Origin of the sequence: Halanaerobium sp. MA284_MarDTE_T2 (genome assembly GCF_003337245.1) — a bacterium.
Lineage (GTDB): Bacteria > Bacillota > Halanaerobiia > Halanaerobiales > Halanaerobiaceae > QPJE01.
On the sequence record NZ_QPJE01000032.1, the window covers coordinates 1 to 21,621 of the forward strand.

Below are 21,621 nucleotides of genomic sequence, written 5' to 3' on the forward strand. Positions count from 1 at the left end.
GTTTTAAATGCTTTTATTGTTGTGTTTAGAAGACTTATTTTAGTATTTGAAACATGTAAATTGGAAAATATTATATGCTTTTTGTGTTACAATCATACTATTATTTCACAAAATAATTATTCCATAAAAAATACAGAAATCCTTTAAGTTTATTTATCAGCATGTACATCCTGAAATAAAATTATTTCTTTTTCTGCAGGTTTAGAAACACCAAGTGACCCTTTTACTTGACAGTATTTAGCAGCTGTTTTAACTGCTGTATCCAAACACTCTTCATAAGATTTCTCTTCTAGAGATGAAGATAAAAACCCTGCTATAAATGCATCACCTGTACCAAGATCATCTACCACTTCGACTTCTGGAACCCTTTTTTTTACCAATTTACCATCATATTTCATCAAAACTTCATTTTTCCCTCTTGTCAATATAACTACTTCGGCTCCCTGTTCGCTGGCCCATTTAAGAAATTCTTCTTCATTTTCACTCTCTTTTGCTTCAGAGAAAAAAGCAAAATTAACTCTGCGCAGAAGTTCTTTTAAATATTCTTTTTTTCTAATATACGAAAAATCAAATGATATTTTTGTCTTAAATCTTAACTTTTTTATATAATCTTCAAAATAAGAATATGCTGTTGTATGTACAATCTCAGAATTGGCAATTATCTTTAACTGTGCATCATTTATGTCCAGTTTCTTATATACTCCTTTATCCACACCATTAATTATACTTTCCCCATTTTTATTCTCTACTATTGATACTGCATTTCTACCCTTCTTAATATCTGTAAGAGGATATGCAACTCTGGATTTTTTTAAATTATCAAAAAGGAATTTTGCATTTTCATCTGTCCCAAAGGTACCAAAATATGCGGTTTTTTTACCCATTCTGCCTGCCATAACTGCCACATTATATGCACCACCACCAGCATAAACTCTTTTTTCAGATCGATAATAATCAGCAACATTGTCACCTACAGAAAAAATATCATATTTCATTTTTAACCCTCCTTCATCTCCTGACTGAATCTTCGTACTGGTTGTACTTTTTTCACAATAAGCGGCAGCAAAATAAGCTGAATAATTACAGCCGGTACTGCTGTAATTAGTGATGCCTTCATGAAATTAACAAATGGCACTTTCAAAATAGACAAAATTCAAATAAGATAAAGTTAATCAGCTAATTTAGAATCAACTATAAACTTAAACTTATCAGTTCTAAAAAAAGTAGAATTATATTCGATTATTTGTTTATCTTTAGAATAAACTGCAGCTTCTTTAACCAAAAGTGGTGTATTTAATTGGACATTTAACAACTCTGATTCTTTTTCACCCGCCATAATAATATTAAAAAAGCCCTCTGCATTATTAGGAAAAACATTATATTCTTCACGCAATATATTATAAAGAGATCCTTCAAAATTATAATTTTCTATTCCTGGATACTTTTTTAAAGATAAATAAGTAGTTTCAAAAATCAGTGGTTCATTTTTTAAATATCTTAATCTAGAAAGAAATAAAACCTTATCATTTAAATTTAAGTTTAATTTATCAATAATTTCTTTTTTAGGACTTATTATATCTTTGCTAATTACTTTGGTAACTAAATTAATATCTATTTTTTGTAAAAATTCTGTTGTGCCTTCTAGATTATGAACGTTAGTGGGTATTTTTTTTTCGCTTACAAAAATACCTTTTCCAACTCTTTTTTCACAATATCCTTCTGTAATAAGACCACGAATTGCCTTTCTAATAGTAACTCTACTAACCCCTAAACTTGAGCTTAGTTCTCTTTCAGAAGGTAATTGACTGCCCGGTTTTAAAGATCTATTTTCAATTTCCTCTTTAATTTTTTTTCTAATTTGAAAATAAATTGGAACATGGCTATTTTTATTTATATTAAAATTTATATTCATTTATTTCACATCCTTAATTATATAATACTAATTTACAATATACATTTATATTGTATCTTATTAACCAAATGATGTAAATAATAAAAAAATTATAAAAATTATTGACATTTTTAAAAACAAATGATAGGATTTATTTAGTGGGATACCCCACTATCCACTAAATAAAGTTTTGATAGGAGGTGAATAAATGTCAAAAATTACCCTAGATAACTTTTCCGTTATGAATGTTCAATATTTACAATATTCATTTGATTATTTTTTAAATTCAATGAAAGAAAACAATATTAAAAATATTGAATTCTGGGCTGGTAGTCCTCATTATTCTAGACTAAGCTTTTATAACTCTTTAAGTGCTGAAAATTACCTCAAAAGAATAAAAAAGAAATTAGATAGTCTAAATATGAAGACTATTATGTATACACCTGAGTTATTAAATTATCCTTTCAATTTATCCAGCAATAGTCTTGAAGAAAGAAATATAACTTTGGATTATTTAAAAAAGTCAATCTGCGATGCAAAAATTCTCGATTGTAATAATTTATTTATTAACTCTGGTTGTGGACTAAGAGACCATCCCCTAAAATCAAATTGGGAGAAAAATGTAGACAGTATAAATAAAATCTTAGAGTTAGCATCTGAATACAATACAAAAATTGTAATCGAACAGCTTCAACCATATGAATCTAATTTAATAACAAATAGAGATGATCTATTAAATCTTTATAAAGAAGTAGAATTTGATAATTTAGATGTTTGTCTTGATGTAGTTGCTATGGAAGTAGCAAAGGAAAATATAGAGGATTATTTCTCGATTTTAAAAGAAAATATAAAACACATTCATTTTTCTGATGGAAATCCTTCTGGACATTTGATATTAGGTGAAGGACAACTTCCACTTAACAAATATATAAATTGTCTTGAAAAAAATAACTACTATAACTTTTTAACTTTAGAAATAAATGATTCAATTTATTGGGAAAATCCCCATAAATCTATTAAGAATTCTTTGGAATTTTTAAGAAAAAACTTAAATATAATATGAATTTATCTTTGAAAGGAATGAATTGGATGTTAAAAATTGATAAAAATAAAGTTGATTTTTTAGTTACCGATAATATGGTTTCTGAAGTGGAGACTATAATAAAAAGAGATTTTCCTAAAATAGAAAAACTTGTTACTAAAATGGATTCTCAAAATATAAAAAAAATTTATTTTGTGGCTTGCGGCTCACCATTATGCGCTTGTCAAACTGCAGAGCTTTTATTCAGAAAATATTCTAACATAGAATGTGCTTCATATAGCGGTTGGGATTTTCTAGATCAAACACCAAAATTTTTAAATAAACAAACAGCAGTTATTGGTGTATCCGATTCAGGAAACACTAAAGAAGTTGCCGACTCAATCATGAAAGCAAAAAAACAAGGTGCTTTCACTTTAGGTTTTACTAAAAATGAAGAAGAAAATTTGCTAACAAAATCTGCAGAAAATTTAATTGCTTATAAGGCTGATTGTATTTGGGAAGTTCATTTACTTTTAACTTATTATTTGTCTATTAAGTTTATTTTAAAGAAAGAAGAAAACAAAGAATTAAGAACAATTATATCAGATATTAAAAAATTACCTTCTATATTAAAAAATCTAGTGAAAACAACAGAAAAAAAATCAAAAAGATTAGGAAAAAAAGCTGCAAAATGGCCCTTTATATATACTATTTCTTCTGGGGCAACTCTTCCACTAGGATATAAAGAAGGTGTTATTACAATGCTTGAATTCACTTGGACTCATGGCAGCTCATTAAACGCAGCTGAATTCAGACATGGTCCTTTAGAAGTAGTTGATAAAGATGTTCCCTACATTTTCATTCTTGGAAACGATGAAACTCGACATACCACTAAAAGAGCTCTAAATTTTGTTAAAAAGTTTAGTGAAAATTATATTATTTTTGACATTGAAGATTATATTAAAGGGTTACATCCAATGTTAGCTCCTTTTATTCTTTTTGTACCTCTAGAATATTTCTATTATTATTTATCAATAAGTAAGGGACATAATCCTGATGATAGAAGATATTATGGTGGAATTGAATCTTATTAATCAAGAAAGAGGTGGCACATGAAAATAGGTATGTTTACTTCAGGTTATATTAGAAAACGTCTTGAAGATGCCTTTAGAGATGCTAAAAGATTTGGCTATGATGGTATTGAATTATGGGGAGGTAGACCACATGCATATGCACCAGATTTGAAAAATGGAAAAATAAAAGAAATTAAAGATCTAATTGATAAATATGAAATTCCCGTTTTTGGATATACCCCTGAATTAAATGCCTATCCTTTTAATATGATGACAATTGATAATAAAATTCGCAAAGAATCTTTAGATTATATAAAATTATCGATGGATATGGCGAAAAAAATGGGAGCAGATTTCACATTAATATCTGCTGGTCATGCAGGATATTATCTTTCTAAAAAAGAAATATGGGATTTATTATTAACAAATTTAAAAGTGATAAAAAATTATGCAGAAACAATTAAACACAAAATAGTTATTGAACCATTAACTATGTATGAGTCAAATGTAATACGTGAGACTAATGACTTAAAAGCTATTTTCAAAGAAATAGAATCAGAATATATATTTGGAATGTGTGATGTAGTTCCTCCATTTGTTCATCAAGAACCGTTGACAAATTATTTAGAAAAACTAAAAGATAAACTCTATCATATTCATTTAGTTGATAATAATGGATGTAGTGATATCCACTTAATACCGGGAGAAGGTAATATTCCTTTAAAAGAATACCTAGAGGAATTAGATTATTATAATTATAAAGGTTATTTAACAATTGAACTAGTTTCTTCTTATATTAATGATCCCTCACTATATTCAAAGAAAGCTATTAAAAATCTAAAAAAATTATTAAAAAATTAATAATTTAAATTATATTATGTACATAAAAAATTATTTATCTAAGAAAGGGGAAAAAAATGGATATTAAAGAAAAAATAGAAGAGAATATTGATTTAATTAAACCAAAAAAAGAAGTGGAATTAAAAAGAAAGCTTGGTTTAGGAGCAGCTATAGCTCTTGGTGTTGGGACTACGGTTGGATCAGGTATCTTTTCATCAGTTGGAGAAGTAGCTGCTGCTTCAGGCTCAGCTTATATGACAGTGATTGCATTCCTAATTGGTGGATTAATAATGATCCCCCAAAATCTAGTGTATGCTGAATTAGCAACTGCTTATCCTGAAAATGGCGGTCAGTATATTTATTTTAGAGAAGCAGGAAGTAGACCTCTTGCTTTCTTAACAGGATGGATTAGTTTCTGGGCCACCGATCCACCATCTATATCAATAATGGCCTTAGCAATAGCTAATTATTTATCGTTCTTATTTCCAGCTATTCAGGGTATAGGTATCAAACTTGTAGCTACACTTTTTGTTTTAGTGTTAATGATAATTCACTTACGTTCTGTAGAAGGCGGCGGTATTTTTCAAACATTCATAACTTTCTTTAAAATTATCCCTTTCATCATATTAATTGGTTTTGGTTTATTTTATTTTAAACCTGAATTAATTTTTGCTGCACCATTGGCCAGTGCTCCAACAGGTTTAATAGCTCTAGCTGCTGGAATTGCAGCAACCACATGGTCTTATGATGGTATGGGAGCCGTCTGCTATATGACAGGCGAAATAAAAGATCCGGCTAAAACAATGCCAAAGGCTCTAATAGTCACTGTTCTGATTATTATTGCACTTTATAGTCTTTTAACTTTTAGTATCACAGGATTGCTGCCAATGGAAATTTTAACATCTTCCAATGCTCCTGTAGCAGAAGCGTTTGCAAAAATGCCCATAATCGGTCAATTTGCAGGTAAAGCAACTGCAATTGTAGCAATAATTGTAATTATTGGATCACTTTCAAGTTGTATTATGTTTCAACCAAGAATTGAATATGCAATGGCTAAAGATGGTTTATTTTTTAAAAAATTTGCTGAAGTACATCCCAAATGGGAAACACCTGCCTTTTCAATATTAATTCAATGTTTAGTTGGGATAATATTAATATTTGGTTCAAATATAACAGATTTATTAGGTTATTTTACTCTTGTTGCTTTACTAAAAAACTTCTTAACGTTTGGTACTGTTTTTTGGCACCGCAAAAAAGAAAAATATAATCCTTTATGGAGAATGCCAGTTTGGAAACTCACAACAATACTTGCAATGTTATCAAGTAGTATATTAATTGTTTCAACTTTTCAATGGGCACCGATTAAAGGAATAATAAGTGCAATTATTGTTGTAACAACAGGACTTCCTGTATATTATTATTGGGAAAGCAAGAAAAAAAAGGTTAAAAATTAATATAATTATTATTTATATGTTTTTTACAAATATACCATCTAAATCAAATTTGATTTAGATGGTAACATTCCTTAAGAAAAATATTTAAAACACAATTAAATTTGATTCTAAAAAATTAAAATTTATTAAGTATATCTTATTATTTTAATATCAGTAGAGGTGATTTTATGGCTTTTTTTTCAGGCGATATTTATTCACAAAAACTAAAAATGACAACAAATATTAAAATTATTATTCCTGAGCTTTCTAATGATGTAACACCACTCTTCACAAATGCGCCTAAATTACTAATACTTTTACATGGTTTAGGAGGAAATTCATCTGAATGGACTAGATTTACTAAAATTGAATATTATTCAAAAAAATATAATTTTTTTATTGTAATGCCAGAAGTTCAAAGAAGTTTTTATTTTAATACAAGTTATGGGATTAATTATTTCTCATATGTTTCAAATGAAATTATTGAAATTATTAAAAAATGGTTCAAAATCTCTACTAAGAGAGAAAACGTATATATTGCTGGTGAATCTATGGGAGGATATGGTGCACTTAAAATAGCTTTAAGAAATAATGAAAAATTTAATTCAGTAGCTGTTCTATCTGGAATAGTAAATATGAAACAATTCATTAATAAAGTAATTAATGAAAAATATAAAGATATACAATCTAAAGAATTAAAAGGAATAATAAATAAAAATCTTAAACTCTCAAAAAAAGATGATTTATATTTATTATTACAAAGTAAAGAGCAAAACATAAGAAAACCAAAAATAATTCAAATATGCGGAAAAAATGATTTTCTTTATGAACAAAATTTGGAATTCAAAAACAAAATAAGTAAACTTGATTATCAATATACTTTCTTGGAATGGGAAGGTGAACATTCTTGGCCATTTTGGGATATAGCTATTCAAAAATCATTACAATATTTCCGCAATCTTGATTTAAATCAAACCCCACTATATTAAAGAAAGGAAATTGATTATGAAATTAGCTGCAGTTGGTGATAATTGTATTGATAAATATATTAATACTAATGAATTATTTCCTGGAGGAAATCCGGTTAATGTTGCTGTCTATTTTAGTAGATTGAATGGTAATTCTTCTTATATTGGAGTAATTGGAAATGATAAGTATGGAAATTTTTTAAAAAATTCTTTAAAAAAAGAAAATGTAAATATAACCCATTTGAAACAGCTAAAAGGTAAAACAGCTGTTACGGAAGTAAAACTAATCAATGGAGAAAGAATTTTAGGTGATTATAATGAAGGGGTCTTCACCAAGTTTGAACTAAAAAAAGAAGACTTAAACTTTATACTTGGACATGATCTTGTTCATTCTGGTTTCTGGGGTAAAACAGATAAATACTTACAATATTTTCACAATAATGGGTTAGACATTTCTTTTGATTTTGCTAACAAACTAGAAAATAATATATTAGAAAAAATAATAAAATATATAAAATATGCATTTTTTTCTTATCAAAAAGATGATGATTTTATTAGATCCTATATGAAAAAAATACATTTAAAAGGTGCAAATTATGTAATAGTTACTTTGGGAGAAAATGGGAGTATTTTATATAATGGCTACGATTTTTTGAAATATGGAATCATCAAAACTAATGTAGTAGATACAATGGGAGCTGGTGACGCGTTTATCGCTGGCTTTTTGAAAGCTAAAATGGAAGAAAAAACAGATTTAGAGGCAATGGAGTTGGGGACAAAAAATGCTGCCAAAAATATAAGTCATAAAGGCGCTTGGTAATTATATTTAACATTAATTTATTTTAGATTTAAACTGCATATAATAAAATTTTGATTATCCTGATAGTCACAGAACCAAATTAAAATATAAAACGGTTTCTGCTATTAACCCGGCACATCGCCGGGTATTTTTATTAGCTATCAACTAACATGGTTACACTTCAAAAAGTATTAAATAATAATTTTCGCATCATTTAATCCCTAACTGAAAAGTTAGGGATTAAATTAACTTATATTATTTTTTACTGCTTTTACTTTTTTACTATCAGTAATTTTATACTTGTTTTCTGGCAGAGATTTTAAACCATTAAATGAAACCTTTGTTTGATGAGAAGCCGAATTATCAAATATTTCTTTAAATGCAGAAAGATGAATCTGTTCTGCCCCTGTTCTTAAAATTATTTTTTTTACATTATGTTCCCTTATTCCTCCACCAAGAAGAACCTCTATCCTGTCACCTGCATAATTAATTATTTCTCTGGCCAGCTTTAAACCATCTTCAACTTTAGCCTGCTGTCCACTTGTCAGTATTCGATCTATACCGATATCTGTCAGCTGGTCAACTGCGGCAAAGGGATCAGAAACAATATCAAAAGCCCTGTGAAACACAGCTTCTTTATCTCCAGCAATTTTTCTCATTATTTTATTTTTCTCTATATCAGGACTGCCATCTTCCTTTAAAATTCCAAAAACAATTCCATCTGCACCAGCAGCAAGCAGTTTTTCAGCATTTTTTTTCATTACTTCAAATTCTATCTCACTGCAGCAAAAACCTCCACTGCGTGGTCTTATCATAACTACTACTGGAATATTAATCCTTTTTTTTGCTTCAATTAAATCACCAATACTGGGCGTCAGACCTCCAAAAACCATTGCAGAATTTAACTCAATTCTGTCAGCTCCACCTTTTTCTGCTTCTACGGCATCAGCAGCTGAAGCACAGCATATTTCTAAAGTTGTTTTTTTCATACAATCACCTCAGCAAAAAGTTTCAAATTCAATTTTATCTATTTTATCAACCGGAAAAATAGGTCTTTTAACATTTTTATATGGAAGTTTTTCCAGCTCCTGATATGTATAACCTGGAGTTAAAGCAAGCAGTGTTTTTTTAGAGTAAGGCTGATATTCAGGTGCCAGATATCCACTTTTGAACATTATTATTTTATAATTATCAAGTTTAATATCAAAATTAAACACAAATTCGGGATCGGTCATAACAACTTTTTGATTGGAAATTATCACATCAATACCATCTATATCAGTTAAAACAGATTTAATACCTTTATAGTACCTTATCTTTTTTACTTTACAGCAGAATTTAACTTTACCTGATTTCGGATCACTATTTTTCTGGCCCAAATAAATATCTTTTCTTACACCAGGGCCAGCCTCTGAGAGTAAGTCAACAACTTCTCTGTCACAGACAGAACCATATAATACATTCTTGAAATTATTTTCTGTTAAATAAATTAGTGGTTCAACTATTTTCTGACTGCTTCCTGCTCCCGGATTATCTCCTGAGTCAATTATAAAAACAGGACTGTCATCTTCTGCAGCAGCTATTTTAAGTGATTCTGACAGCGAATATGCTGGTGTGGTAAATTTAAAATCATATCTTTTATCCCAGAATAGACGTGCCAAATATTTAGCTTCCTGATCAGCAATCTTTTTGCTTTCTTCAGTGACCACCAGTGCTGAAACAGTGTTGAATTTAACATCAGACCAGGGAAAACCCAAACAGAAGGAAGAATTAAGTACTTTTTCTTTTTTATCTACAAGTTCAAGTTTTTTTAGCAATTCATTCATTGGATATTTGCTGCCTTCTGATTTTTCACCTGAAACAAGATAGGGAATTTTAACTCCAGACATCTTTAATTCAATATTTTCCTTCAAAGCTTTAAGCAGCATATCAGCCGCTCTTACACCTGTCTCATATTTATCAACATGGGGAGCAGTTCTATATGCTGTAAGTCCATCTGCATTTTTTATCATTTTATCTGTTATCATAGCATGCATATCAACAGCAGCAGTTATCCAAACATCATCTCCAAAAAAAGCACGAGTTTCACTTAAAATATCCCCCTCAACATCAAGATGACTCTCTGTAGTCATAGAACCATGTAGTGCTAGACAAACCCCATCAATATCTTTATGCTTTTCCATTTCATTTATATATATTTTTTTAATTTTTTGATAGGCCCCATCACTGACAAGACCCCCTTCAGAGGTGGGTAAAAAAACAGCTGTAGGTACAATTTCAAATTTGTTTTTCTTTAAAGTTTCCATTATTCCCTTCAGGCTGGAATGGCTGTACATATCTCTGTTTTCTAAAACTTCTTCACCTTTAAGTATTTTAAATTCATCCAGCTCTGTTAGCTCTGGATTAAAAGAATTTGATTCATGATGAATCATTCCAACTAAAATCTTCATTTTTTCAGCCCCACTTCTATATGTTATTCTTTATTTTTTAACTTGGGATCGAGATAATCTCTCAGTCCATCACCCAGAATATTAAATGCTAATACAGTATAGGTAATTGCAAGACCTGGAAAGAGCGACATATATGGTGCCACACCTATAAAGCTTCTTCCATTTCCTATTAATCCTCCCCATTCCGGTATAGGAGGCTGTACTCCAAGCCCCAGAAAACTGAGAGAAGATGCACTCAGTATCACTCCTCCGGCAGTTAATGTTGCCTGTACAAGTAGAGGTGCTACTGCATTTCTTAAAATATGTTTAAACATAATTCTACCTTTTTTAGCACCAATTGCTCTTGCAGCCAGTACAAATTCCTGCTGTTTAAGAGAAAGGGTCAGATTCCTGCTCAATCTACCATAAATAGGAACAGAAAAAATTGAAATAGCTATCAGCATATTTATTAGAGAAGGTCCTAAAATACTTACTATTAGTATAGCAAGTAAAATGCCGGGAAAAGAAAATATAATATCCAGAAACCACATTATCATCTGATCAATTCTTCCTCCAAAATATCCGGCTACCAGACCAAGTGGAACACCTATAAGCAGAGATAGGCCCACTGAAAAGAATATCTCCATTATACTTATTCTGATACCATAAATAACACGCGAAAAAATATCTCTTCCAAATTGATCTGTACCAAAAATATGTTCATCATTTGGTGCAGTAAAACTTTTCCCCAGATCCTGATTATATGGATCATATGGTGCAATAAAGGGTGCAAATATTCCACTTAAAATCAAAATAATAACCATTACAGCACCAATAACCATACCTTTTCTTTTTTTAAGAAAATTAATATTAAATATTTTTTTAACTTTATTATTAGACAATTAATTCACCTCTCAATCAAATCTTATTCGAGGATCTATTTTTACTATAATTAAATCGACCATAAAATTAATAAATACAACCATAAATACTGTCATCAGTACAGTTCCCTGTATAAGTGGATAATCTCTATAACGAACAGAATCCACAAGAAGCCGTCCAATCCCGGGCCAGCTGAAGACAGTTTCTGTTACAACTGCACCACCAAATAAAACGCCAAACTGAAGTCCTATTACAGTTATGATCGGTATAAAAGCATTTCTTAAAGCATGTTTAATATATACAACAGTTTCTTTTAATCCTTTTGCTCGAGCTGTTCTTATATAATCCTGCCTTATAATTTCCAGCATACTGGAGCGGCTCATGCGGGCAATGAGGGCTGTTGGATAAAATGCAAGTGATAGTGTTGGTAAGACAAGATGCTGCCAGGTGCCTGTTCCCATAAGCGGCAAAATACCAAGTTTAACAGAAAACAAACTCATTCCGAGTAAAGCCAGCCAGAAATTAGCGGTAGATGCACCTAAAATAGCAAAAAACATAACTCCCTGGTCAAACCATGAATACTGGAATACTGCCGCAAGAACCCCAGCTGTCACCCCCACCAGTGTTGCAATTGTATAACTGCTTACAGCTAGAACTGCAGTATTTGGCAGTCGTGAAGCTATTTCTTCTATCACAGGTTTATTAGACCGAATAGAACTTCCTAAATCACCCTGAACAGCATTCTTAAGAAATAATCCATATTGAAGAAATATGTTTTTATCAAGTCCCAGACGGCTCCTCATCATTTCTACATCTTCCTGTGTTGCCTGCTGTCCTGCCATCAGTCTTGCAGGATCTCCGGGAATAAATCTAAGCAGCATAAATATTATAAATGATACTACTAATAATACTAGAGGCAGCATAATCAGCTTTTTTGCAATATAACTTCCCAAAATTTTTACCTCCCTATAAAAGAAGACCTGTACCCTGTTAAGGCACAGGTCTAATTTTAGATTAATTATTCAGAAATTACTGGATCTCTAAATACAAGCATATCACTCATCATCCAGACATTTTTTACTTTTTGGTTCATACCGGCAAGACTATTTGCATAATATAATGATACATGTGCAGCTTCATCCTGAATAATTCTCTGTGCTTCTGAATAAAGTTCCAGTCTCTTATCAGGATTTACAGTTCTTGCAGCTTCATCTAAAAGGCTGTCTACTTTTTTATTTGAATAAAATCCGAGGTTGGCGCCAGCTGGTGCAAAACTGTCTGTATGGAAAAGTGGTGTCAGAAATCCATCTGCATCTACAAGAGAAGCAGCCCAGGAAGCGATTACACTATAACCTTTGTTATTCTCTGGCGCTCTAAATACCTCATCTGCCCAGAGACCATATTCCATTCTGTTGACTTCAACTTCTACTCCAATATCTGACCACATACCCTGCAGAGCTTCAGCAATATTTGTTTCTGCTTCCTGTACAGCTATGGGAAGAGTAAATCCATCTTCATAACCTGCTTCTTTAAGCAGCTCTCTCGCTTTTTCCAGATTATATTCATATGCAGGGGTTTCCGGATCATAACCAAAAGATACTGGTCCCATTGGTGAATTTGCAGCTGTACCATGACCAAAAAGAAGAGATTTTATCATTGCTTCTCTATCTGTTGCATAATTAAGAGCCTGACGAACTTTTACATTATCAAGCGGTTCATGCAGTGTATTAAGAGCAAGCCACAATGTCTTATCACTCGGTTCTTCATATAACTTTAAGTTAGGTGCATTTTCAATAACATTTGCATATGCAGGTGGTACTGGGAAAATAACATCTACTTCACCTGACTGTAAAGCCATAACTCTAACAGACTTTTCGGAAGACCATTTGAAAACCATTTTTTCTACACTATCACTATTATCCTTCCAATAGTTTTCATTTTTCTCCATAACAACTCTTTCTCCAGAGACCCATTCAACAAACTTGTATGGCCCGGTTCCTACAGCATTTCTTGCCAGAAATTCATTGCCTTTTTTAAGTGCTTTAGGACTAATAATAGCTCCACTGTGAATGGAAGTTAAATGGTGAAATGCCGGGTATGGTTTCTCCAAATTAAACTTCACAGTATAATCGTCTAAAACTTCGACTTTTTCTATGACATCTGCGAAACGAGATCTTGTAGAAAGACCATTATCAGGATTTAAAATTCTTTCGAAATTTGCTTTTACAACTTCGGCATTAAGTTCTGAACCATCATGAAATTTAACTCCTTTTCTGATCTGATATGTCCATTCAGTACCATTTTCTGATGCTTCCCAGTAAGTAGCTAATGAAGGAACTACTTCCATTTCTTCATTAAACATAGTTAAAGTTTCATACATAGGATACAGAACAGCCATAGTATATCCAGCACTGTGATTTGCTGGATCCATAGTCAGTGGAGGCTCACTATGCATAATAGTCAATTCTTCTGCTTCTGCACCAGCACTCAATATCATCAGGACAAATAAAACTAATACTAATGAAGCAATTTTTTTCATTTTTTCCACTCCTTTTGGGTTTTAAAACTTTAAAAAAGGCACAAAAATATCCTCTAATACCTCCCTTCATTAATTATTTTTTTCAAAGGAAAAAATAATTAAATAAAAATTTTATTCAACATAATTCCAGAGATAATAATTATTTAAAAGGTCATGAACAACCACAGAAGCAGCCCCTCTGGCCCACTCTGTACTGGAATGTCTTTTGAATTCAATATCTTTGATAAATCTCTGCGGAAGAGTCATTTCTCTATTATAAATTCTCCTAATCTCTGCTTCTTTAGAAACTGTAAAATTATAATTTGAACTTAATATTAATTTCTCAGGTGCATAGATTTCTGTTATAATCTTGAGCAGGTAACTGACAGACTCTACAAAATCCTTGTCTAAATTATTATCATTTTTAACATTAAGCTGAGCTAAATACTCAAGTGGATCTTCTTCTAACTTTTCTATATCAAAATCTTCTATTTTTACCTTTTTTAATAGGGAATGAATTCTATCAATCAGCATTTTTTTGCTTAAAATTGTAGAAATACACCCGGATTTGCCGCAGATACATTTCTTTTTATAACTACTGTCTACTGAAAGTATATGTGATATTTCCCCTGCACTTCCCAGATTACCGCTGTATATCTGTCCATCAATTATCATCCCAAGTCCCATTCCCCGGCCGACCATTATTACAGCAAGCGAATCTGGAACCTCATTTTTTTCCATAATCATATGTTCAGAAAGAGCCAGAGCATTAACATCTCTTTCTATAATAATTGGAATATTAATTTTATCTTTAAAAAGATTTTTTATATCTACATCTTCCCATTTTAAAATCTCAGAAAAATAACATTTTCCTTTTTTTCTATCAACAATACCTGTTATACTCAGTCCAAGAGCCAGACATCTGCCTTTTTTGCTTATTTCAGCTTTAAGAGAACTGTAAGCTGAAATTATTTTTTTAACAACATCTTCTGGTTTATAACTTTCAAGTTCAAACTCTCTTTCGGCTACTTTTTCCAGCAGCAGATTAAATACCGCCAGTTTTAAGTTTTGATCTCCCGAAATATGTACTCCCAAAACATACCAGTCTTTATCATTAATATACAGAGGTTTCCGCGGCCTGCCCACACCACTTACATTATCAGGTTCTTTTTCCACAATCATTTTTTTCTGCAGCAGTTCTTTTGTAATCGATGTGACAGCAGACGAACTTAAGCTGGTTGATCTACTGATGTCTGATCTAGAGGCAAAACCGCCTTCATATAAATCTCTCAAGATTAAAAGTGTATTTCCTATTCTCATTGTCGACATATCATTTGCTTTATTTGCAGTCATGAATTTTTCCTCCGAAAAAAATAATTATTCTATCTATAATATAACATTTTTTTGAAAATTCGTCAAATTTAATTTTTTTTATAACAGTTCTCTTTTGTTCAAAACTAATACCGCGTTTTATAGATTTGATATACTTTCAACTATTTTTTCTAGTTTAACCTTGCTTTCTTTATTAACACTTTTATCCATAAAAAATAAAGCTTTCAGCATTTTTTTATCTGTCAGAGAAATTAAATATTCATATTTATATTCATTATCATTTTCTTTATAAACATAGTAACTCTCTTTTTTATAATTAAGTTTTCCACTATCTATTACATCATAATTTTCCTCAGATATAAGCTGATATTTATAATTTTTTTCAGCAGTTTCCATAAATTCTCTGTTTCCTAAATCAAATACCCTTATTACTCCCGAAACATTTTTCTCTTCACTATCCAGTTCATATGCTGATAATTCATCACTCCTCTGTTTTTTTATTTCATTCAATTTCCATGATTCTGGAAGTTGAATGCTGAAATGTTTATCTGAAAATTTTTGTTTGAGCTCGATTCTATCTGTGCTGGTTATATAATCTTTACTACCTCCATCTGTTTTTTGATCATTTTTATTTCTATTCAACTCAGGAATATCATCGTTTTTATCTGTATCTTTAATTGATACATCTCCTATTTTCTTTCCTGTCTTTTTATCGATATAATCAGAAATATATTTTATCCTTGTATCAGGAATGGGATGAGTCTGAGTAAATTCCAGAAGTTTACTTCCACCACTTTCTTCTTTGAAAATCTCCATTAATTCGACTAAACCCTGGGGGTTATAATTTGATTTTAACATTAAATCTACTGCAAAAAGGTCAGCTTCCTGTTCCTGCTCTCTAGAAAATCCTTTAGTTATCAAATTTTGAGCTATACCTGTAATATTTGCATACTGATTATCAGTAAAATAGTTAAAGATTAATCCTATTACAGATACACCCATATTATTTTCTAAGTCTTTATATAGATGTCTGTAATAGGCATGGCCCATCTCATGTGCAATAAGACCTGCCAGCTGTTCATCGGTTTTTAATTTATTTAACAGTCCGCTAAATAACATTATCTTTCCATTGCCTATATAATATGCATTAATTACATCAGAATCAATATAATGTATCTCAAACCCAGCTTCTTTCATTTCTTTATTATCTAAATTACTTACAAGACGATTAAGTATTTTTTGTTCAGCACTATCAGAAGAAAATTTTTCTATTCGATACTTTTTATCTAAATCATTATATAATCTATCCGAAACATCTTTTTCATATTGAGAAAATGCCATAATACTGCCACTGCAGATTATAATTACTGCTGCTGTTAATAATATAATAGAGATTTTTTTATAGTTTTTTTCCATATTATAATTCTCCTTTTTTGCTGCAATATATTTTAAAAATTTCCCAGGTTTTCTCATTTAAATCTTTTTTAAAAAAAGAAGTCTTATATTTCTTTATTCTATTTTAATATAGATTCTCTTTTAAATAAAGAAAAATTCTGCCGAAGAAAATTTATTTCTCCAGCAGAATTATAAGTTAAAACAGTTTATTCAGCTTTCTGCAGCTGACATATCATCGGATCATGGTCAACAATAATCACTTCAATATCTTTATCCATTTTACCACTGCTCCAGCAGTGATTTATTTTTATATTTTAAAGATTTGATCGGCCGCCCCCACCATCTATGACTACTGCCGCTCCATTAATATAACTTGATTTTCCCGAAGATAAGAAGGCAACTAGATCACCTAATTCCTCAGGCTTACCCAATCTTTTAAATGGTATATTTTTACTCCTAAAGTCAAGTGCCTCTTCATAACTGTCAAATTCTCCCCGTTCCAGCTGACTTTCAATTATATTTTTTATGCGGTTTGTTTCATGTGAACCAGGCAAAATTGCGTTAGCTCTAATTTCTGGCGCCAGCTCTCTGGACAGTGTTTTCATAAGTCCATTGACGCTCCACGGGGCAAGCCTACGTGGATTCCTTATTCATAGAGAATTGCCTACTCAAAGCATACCGAATGGTAGATTAAGTTAGGTCTTACGTTCTCTCAAAAGGCGTAAATTCGGGTAAGCCCTACCCTATATAGTCTATCTTATACCTAAATCTAATTTACCCTGTTTTAAAAGATTTTTACCAGCATTTATATCTCGATTATGGGCTGCACCACAGCTACAAGTCCAGGTACGAACTGATAGGTCTTTGACTTTAGGATTTTTAGTACCACATACATTACAGGTTTGACTACTAGCAAAAAACATATCTACTTTATGCACTATACAATCATACCATTCACCTTTATATTTGAGCATTGTAGTAAACATATTCCAGGCACAATCAGAAATATGTTTTGCCAGTTTAGAATTTTTAAGCATACCTTTTACATTTAAGTCCTCTATGACTAAAAGTTGGTTCTCCTTTGTTAGTCTAGTGGACAGTTTATGCAAAAAGTCTTTACGAATATTTTTGATTTTTTCATGAACTTTAGCAATTTTCTTTTTAAGTTTTTTCCAATTGTTGCTACCTTCTTCTTTACGAGCTAACCTTCTTTGTAATTTAGCAAGTTTATCCTGATATTTAGAAAGGTGTCCAGGATTTTCTATATGTTCACCATTAGAAGTAGTTAAAAAGTCTTTAATTCCTAAATCTAATCCTAATTCACCCTGATTATTGTTAACAACTGTTTTTAAAATTTGTCTAACATTAATCGAGATATAATATTTGCCTGCTCTAGATTTAGAAACTGTAACATTATTGATTTTACCCTTAACTTTTTTAGATTTAACAAATTTTACCCAGGATAGTTTAGGTAATTTGATGTAATTATCTTTTATTTCAATATTAGTGCTGCCACTGGATCTGATAAATTTTTGAGTTCTGTATGATTGTCTGGCACTTTTTTTAGATTTGAATTTAGGATAATTATATTTGCCGCTAAAGAAATTCTTAAAAGCTCTATCCAGGTCTTTAAGACTTTGCTGTAAAGCTATACTATCTACTTCTTTAAGCCACTCATATTCTTTTTTTAGTTGAGGCAGTTGTCTGGAATATTTAGTATATGATTGATAATTTTCTTCTTTAGTTTTTGTTAAAAATTCGTTGTAAATAAACCTACTACAACCAATAGTCTTATCAATTAACTCTTGTTGTTCTTGATTGGGGTATATTCTAAATTTATATGCTTTATTAATTGGCTTGAATTTCTTAATCATTATATTTATCTCCTTATATTGTTAACTGTATTATACTATTGTATTGATATATTGTCAACTATATAGTATAATAATTGTAGGAGGTGTTCAGTATGCCAAGAAAAGCAGTCAACACTACTTTAAATGAAGAATTATATAAGAAAATTAGAATATTAGCTCTAAAAAAAGATTGCAATGCTAATGATTTAATGGAAGAAGGTATGAAGATGGTACTTAATAAGTATGAGAACCAGGAAAAAGAATAATTTTAAAGTAATATTTAATTACTTCAAAATTAGCCACTATTCATCCGGGAGGGCAAGCCCGTCAGGTTTTCTAGTGCCTAACTTCTATAACTTAATTTGAATCTATTTGGAAGCAGATTTTTCTTCTTCGATAATTTTTTGTACTTCATCAGGGGATGGACCCGCATAAGTAGAATGATTATTTAACGAATTTTTTATGTCTAATTTGAAAGTTAATTTTTCCTCACTGTATTCAACATCAGAAGGAAAAACTTTTTTCCATTCATCTTCAGTTAATTGATTTAATTCTTTATCATTTTCTACTGCATATAAAACTGCTTTACCAACTATGCTGTGTGCTGTCCTAAATGGAATAGAGTGTTCTGCCATAAAATCTGCCAGCTCTGTAGCATTTAAATAACCCTTACCGGCAGCTTTCAGCATATTTTCTTTGTTTACCTTCAGTGTTCTAATCATCTCTGGAAACAATGTTAAGATTACTTTAATTGTTTTTACAGTATCAAAAAGCCACTCTTTATCTTCCTGGAGGTCTTTATTATAAGCAAGTGGAAGTCCTTTAATTGTTATCAAAATCTGATTTAAATTTGCAATAACTCTTCCTGATTTGCCTCTTACAAGCTCTGCTAAATCGGGATTTTTCTTTTGGGGCATAATACTGCTTCCTGTTGTATAACGGTCATCCAGTTCTATAAAATCAAACTCAGCTGAATTCCAGAGAATAATTTCTTCACTCATACTGCTTAAGTGTGCCATCATATTTGCCGAAACTGATAAAAATTCCACAATAAAATCTCTGTCACTTACACCATCTATAGAGTTTTTGCACGGTCTGGAGAAATTGAGTTTTTCCGCTGTCCAGCTTCTATCAAGCGGAAAAGAGCTGCCTGCCAGTGCCCCGGAACCAAGTGGAGAAATATTTATTCTTTTTCGGCAGTCCAGATATCTTTCTTTATCCCTCTTTAATTTAAAATAATGAGCAAGAAGGTGATGTCCAAAGCTGATAACCTGGGCTCTCTGCATATGTGTATAACCAGGCATTACAGTTTTTTTGTTTTTTTCAGCAAGTTCCAGTAAAATCTTAAGGAAGTTATCAATAAGATCAATTATTTCATCTGTTTTATCCCTGAGATAAAGCCTCATATCCAGAGCCACCTGATCATTTCTGCTTCTCCCCGTATGCATTTTCCCTGCTGTTTTACCTATTTTTTCTGTTAATCTTTTTTCAATAAGTGTATGTATATCTTCTGCTTCTGTTAAATCTATATTTCCTCCGGCAGTTTCCTCTGCAAGGTCTTTTCTTACTTCTTTGAGACCCTTAATTATAGTATTAGCTTCTTCTGCAGATATTATACCCTGTCTGCCCAGCATTTCTACATGAACCAGACTTCCCTGAATATCATATTCCATCAATTTTATATCAAATGATAAAGACGAATTAAATTGGTCCATAATCTGATCTGTATCAGTTTCGAATCTTCCACCCCAGAGTTTCATCTATTTTTTCACCTCTGAATTATGATAAGCTACCTGAAGAGGAAGTGCCCAGAGATTAATAAATCCTGCTGCAGAATCATGATCAAAAATATCATTCTCATCATAAGTGGCCAATCCATATTGATAAAGTGAATTATCAGATTTTCTGCCCACAACTACAGCATTTCCTTTTTCCAGTTTAATTTTTACTGTGCCATTGACCTTTTCCTGTGTTTTATTTATAAAGGAGTCCAGAGCTTCTCTTAAAGGAGAAAACCACTGACCATAATATGTTAATTCAGCATATTTATCAGAAATCTGTGCTTTATAATTCCTGCTTTCTCTATCCAATGTCAGAGATTCCAGAGCTTTATGTGCTTTTATGAGAATATCTGCTGCAGGGGCTTCATAAATTTCTCTGGATTTAATTCCAACCAGCCTGTCTTCAACCATATCAAGTCTCCCTACACCATATTCTGACCCAATTTTATTTAATTCCTGCACAAGATCTTCAGGTGAAACAGCTTTATCATTCAGCTTTATTGGAATTCCCTCAGAAAAAGCTATTGTTAAATACTGTGGCTTATCAGGAGTATCATTTACTGCTTTTGTCCACTGATATGCATCTGCAGGGGGCTCTTCCCATGGATCCTCCAGAACACCACATTCAATACTTATGCCCCAGAGATTCTGGTCTATACTGTATGGGCTGTCTTTTGTTGCCTTTACTTCTATATTATTTTTAGCAGCATACTCGATTTCTTCTTCTCTGGAAGTAAAGCCCCAGTCTCTTAAAGGTGCAATTACTGCCAGATCTGGAGCAAGGGCTTTAAAAGAAACCTCAAATCTCACCTGATCATTTCCTTTACCTGTACAGCCGTGTGCAACTGCATCTGCATTTTCTTTCTGAGCTATTTCTACCATTTTTTTGGCTATAAGGGGTCTGGCCAGTGCAGTGGCTAGAGGATATTTACCCTGATAAAGTGCATTTGCTTTTAAACCGGCAAAAACATATTTTTCTAAAAATTCTTCTTTTAAATCATCTATATAGGCTTTTACCGCACCTGTTTTGAGTGCTTTTTCTTTTACCTTTTCCCAGTCCTGCTGCTGGCCCAGATTAGCAGTATATGTTATTACATCTGCATCATACTTATCTTCCAGCCATTTTATACAGACAGAAGTATCAAGTCCACCAGAATATGCAAGCAAAATTTTATTTATTTTATTATTATTTTTCATTATTTATACCTCCAATTTTTTTGGACGTTACGTCAAATCTAATAGTTTTTTAATCTCCTGTATTCTAATTTTAAAGTAAATATTTCAATTGACCCTCCTCGGGGCAAGCCCACGAGGATTCCTGCTTCTTAGAAGTGGTAACCCACCATCTCCACAGGCTTAAAATCCTGTTAGCCCAACAGTATATCCTCTAACTTGCCTTTTGTATT

At 31.5% G+C, this 21,621-nt stretch carries 19 protein-coding genes and 1 pseudogene; 7 read left to right on the forward strand and 13 right to left on the reverse strand.

Annotated elements, in window-relative coordinates:
- Positions 1 to 149: 149 nt before the first annotated feature.
- Both DFR78_RS10425 and DFR78_RS10430 read right to left on the reverse strand, forming a co-directional pair.
- The gene (locus DFR78_RS10425; RefSeq protein ID WP_114458783.1) at positions 150 to 995 is read right to left on the reverse strand and encodes a PfkB family carbohydrate kinase; all 846 of its coding nucleotides are present in this window, start codon (positions 993 to 995) and stop codon (positions 150 to 152) included.
- Between the two features lie 173 nt (positions 996 to 1,168).
- On the reverse strand, positions 1,169 to 1,912 hold the full coding sequence (locus DFR78_RS10430; protein ID WP_114458784.1) for a GntR family transcriptional regulator: 744 nt from the start codon (positions 1,910 to 1,912) through the stop codon (positions 1,169 to 1,171).
- A gap of 187 nt (positions 1,913 to 2,099) precedes the next feature.
- Here DFR78_RS10430 and DFR78_RS10435 point away from each other — a divergent pair, with 187 nt between their 5' ends.
- The 6 genes from DFR78_RS10435 (at position 2,100) to frlD (ending at position 8,046) form a co-directional block, all read left to right on the forward strand.
- A complete protein-coding gene (locus tag DFR78_RS10435) occupies positions 2,100 to 2,954 on the forward strand; it encodes a sugar phosphate isomerase/epimerase (RefSeq protein ID WP_114458785.1) in 855 nt (284 codons plus the stop codon).
- A gap of 26 nt (positions 2,955 to 2,980) precedes the next feature.
- On the forward strand, positions 2,981 to 4,006 hold the full coding sequence (locus tag DFR78_RS10440; protein WP_114458786.1) for an SIS domain-containing protein: 1,026 nt from the start codon (positions 2,981 to 2,983) through the stop codon (positions 4,004 to 4,006).
- A gap of 18 nt (positions 4,007 to 4,024) precedes the next feature.
- On the forward strand, positions 4,025 to 4,846 hold the full coding sequence (gene frlC, locus DFR78_RS10445; RefSeq protein ID WP_114458787.1) for a fructoselysine 3-epimerase: 822 nt from the start codon (positions 4,025 to 4,027) through the stop codon (positions 4,844 to 4,846).
- 56 nt (positions 4,847 to 4,902) lie between these two features.
- Positions 4,903 to 6,279, forward strand: coding sequence for an amino acid permease (locus DFR78_RS10450; protein WP_114458788.1), 1,377 nt, complete (start codon positions 4,903 to 4,905; stop codon positions 6,277 to 6,279).
- A gap of 167 nt (positions 6,280 to 6,446) precedes the next feature.
- Positions 6,447 to 7,247, forward strand: coding sequence for an alpha/beta hydrolase family protein (locus tag DFR78_RS10455; protein WP_114458789.1), 801 nt, complete (start codon positions 6,447 to 6,449; stop codon positions 7,245 to 7,247).
- 16 nt (positions 7,248 to 7,263) lie between these two features.
- Complete coding sequence (gene frlD / locus DFR78_RS10460) at positions 7,264 to 8,046, forward strand: fructoselysine 6-kinase (protein WP_114458790.1); 783 nt, start codon at positions 7,264 to 7,266, stop codon at positions 8,044 to 8,046.
- Positions 8,047 to 8,270: 224 nt separating this feature from the next.
- On the opposite strand, the gene DFR78_RS10465 is transcribed toward frlD, so the two are convergent.
- From DFR78_RS10465 to tnpB, 9 genes and pseudogenes are all read right to left on the reverse strand, one after another.
- The gene (locus tag DFR78_RS10465) at positions 8,271 to 9,014 is read right to left on the reverse strand and encodes a copper homeostasis protein CutC (protein ID WP_114458791.1); all 744 of its coding nucleotides are present in this window, start codon (positions 9,012 to 9,014) and stop codon (positions 8,271 to 8,273) included.
- A gap of 9 nt (positions 9,015 to 9,023) precedes the next feature.
- The gene (locus DFR78_RS10470) at positions 9,024 to 10,475 is read right to left on the reverse strand and encodes a M81 family metallopeptidase (RefSeq protein ID WP_114458792.1); all 1,452 of its coding nucleotides are present in this window, start codon (positions 10,473 to 10,475) and stop codon (positions 9,024 to 9,026) included.
- A gap of 23 nt (positions 10,476 to 10,498) precedes the next feature.
- Positions 10,499 to 11,356, reverse strand: a complete 858-nt coding sequence (locus DFR78_RS10475) for an ABC transporter permease (protein WP_233487050.1) — start codon at positions 11,354 to 11,356, stop codon at positions 10,499 to 10,501.
- A gap of 12 nt (positions 11,357 to 11,368) precedes the next feature.
- Positions 11,369 to 12,289, reverse strand: a complete 921-nt coding sequence (locus DFR78_RS10480; protein WP_114458793.1) for an ABC transporter permease — start codon at positions 12,287 to 12,289, stop codon at positions 11,369 to 11,371.
- A gap of 65 nt (positions 12,290 to 12,354) precedes the next feature.
- On the reverse strand, positions 12,355 to 13,875 hold the full coding sequence (locus DFR78_RS10485; protein WP_114458794.1) for an ABC transporter substrate-binding protein: 1,521 nt from the start codon (positions 13,873 to 13,875) through the stop codon (positions 12,355 to 12,357).
- Between the two features lie 111 nt (positions 13,876 to 13,986).
- Positions 13,987 to 15,207 (reverse strand): ROK family protein, encoded by a 1,221-nt coding sequence (locus DFR78_RS10490; RefSeq protein ID WP_114458795.1) that lies wholly within the window; start codon positions 15,205 to 15,207, stop codon positions 13,987 to 13,989.
- Positions 15,208 to 15,324: 117 nt separating this feature from the next.
- Positions 15,325 to 16,602: a M48 family metallopeptidase gene (locus DFR78_RS10495; RefSeq protein WP_158531764.1), complete on the reverse strand. Its 1,278-nt coding sequence runs from the start codon at positions 16,600 to 16,602 to the stop codon at positions 15,325 to 15,327.
- Between the two features lie 293 nt (positions 16,603 to 16,895).
- Positions 16,896 to 17,201: pseudogene (locus tag DFR78_RS10500) on the reverse strand (SDR family oxidoreductase); the annotation flags it as partial.
- Between the two features lie 132 nt (positions 17,202 to 17,333).
- Entirely contained in the window at positions 17,334 to 18,455 is a 1,122-nt protein-coding gene (tnpB, locus tag DFR78_RS10505) for an IS200/IS605 family element RNA-guided endonuclease TnpB (protein WP_114458798.1), read from the reverse strand.
- Between the two features lie 92 nt (positions 18,456 to 18,547).
- On the opposite strand from tnpB, the gene DFR78_RS12055 reads away from it, so the two are divergent.
- The gene (locus tag DFR78_RS12055; RefSeq protein WP_199505611.1) at positions 18,548 to 18,700 is read left to right on the forward strand and encodes a hypothetical protein; all 153 of its coding nucleotides are present in this window, start codon (positions 18,548 to 18,550) and stop codon (positions 18,698 to 18,700) included.
- 102 nt (positions 18,701 to 18,802) lie between these two features.
- Here the strand turns inward: DFR78_RS12055 and argH are convergent, their stop codons facing one another.
- Together argH and DFR78_RS10515 are read right to left on the reverse strand one after the other, a co-directional pair.
- Positions 18,803 to 20,194 carry an argininosuccinate lyase gene (gene argH / locus DFR78_RS10510; protein ID WP_114458799.1) on the reverse strand — a complete coding sequence of 464 codons (1,392 nt, stop codon included), beginning with the start codon at positions 20,192 to 20,194 and terminating at the stop codon, positions 18,803 to 18,805.
- On the reverse strand, positions 20,195 to 21,412 hold the full coding sequence (locus DFR78_RS10515; RefSeq protein ID WP_114458800.1) for an argininosuccinate synthase: 1,218 nt from the start codon (positions 21,410 to 21,412) through the stop codon (positions 20,195 to 20,197).
- Positions 21,413 to 21,621 lie beyond the last annotated feature (209 nt).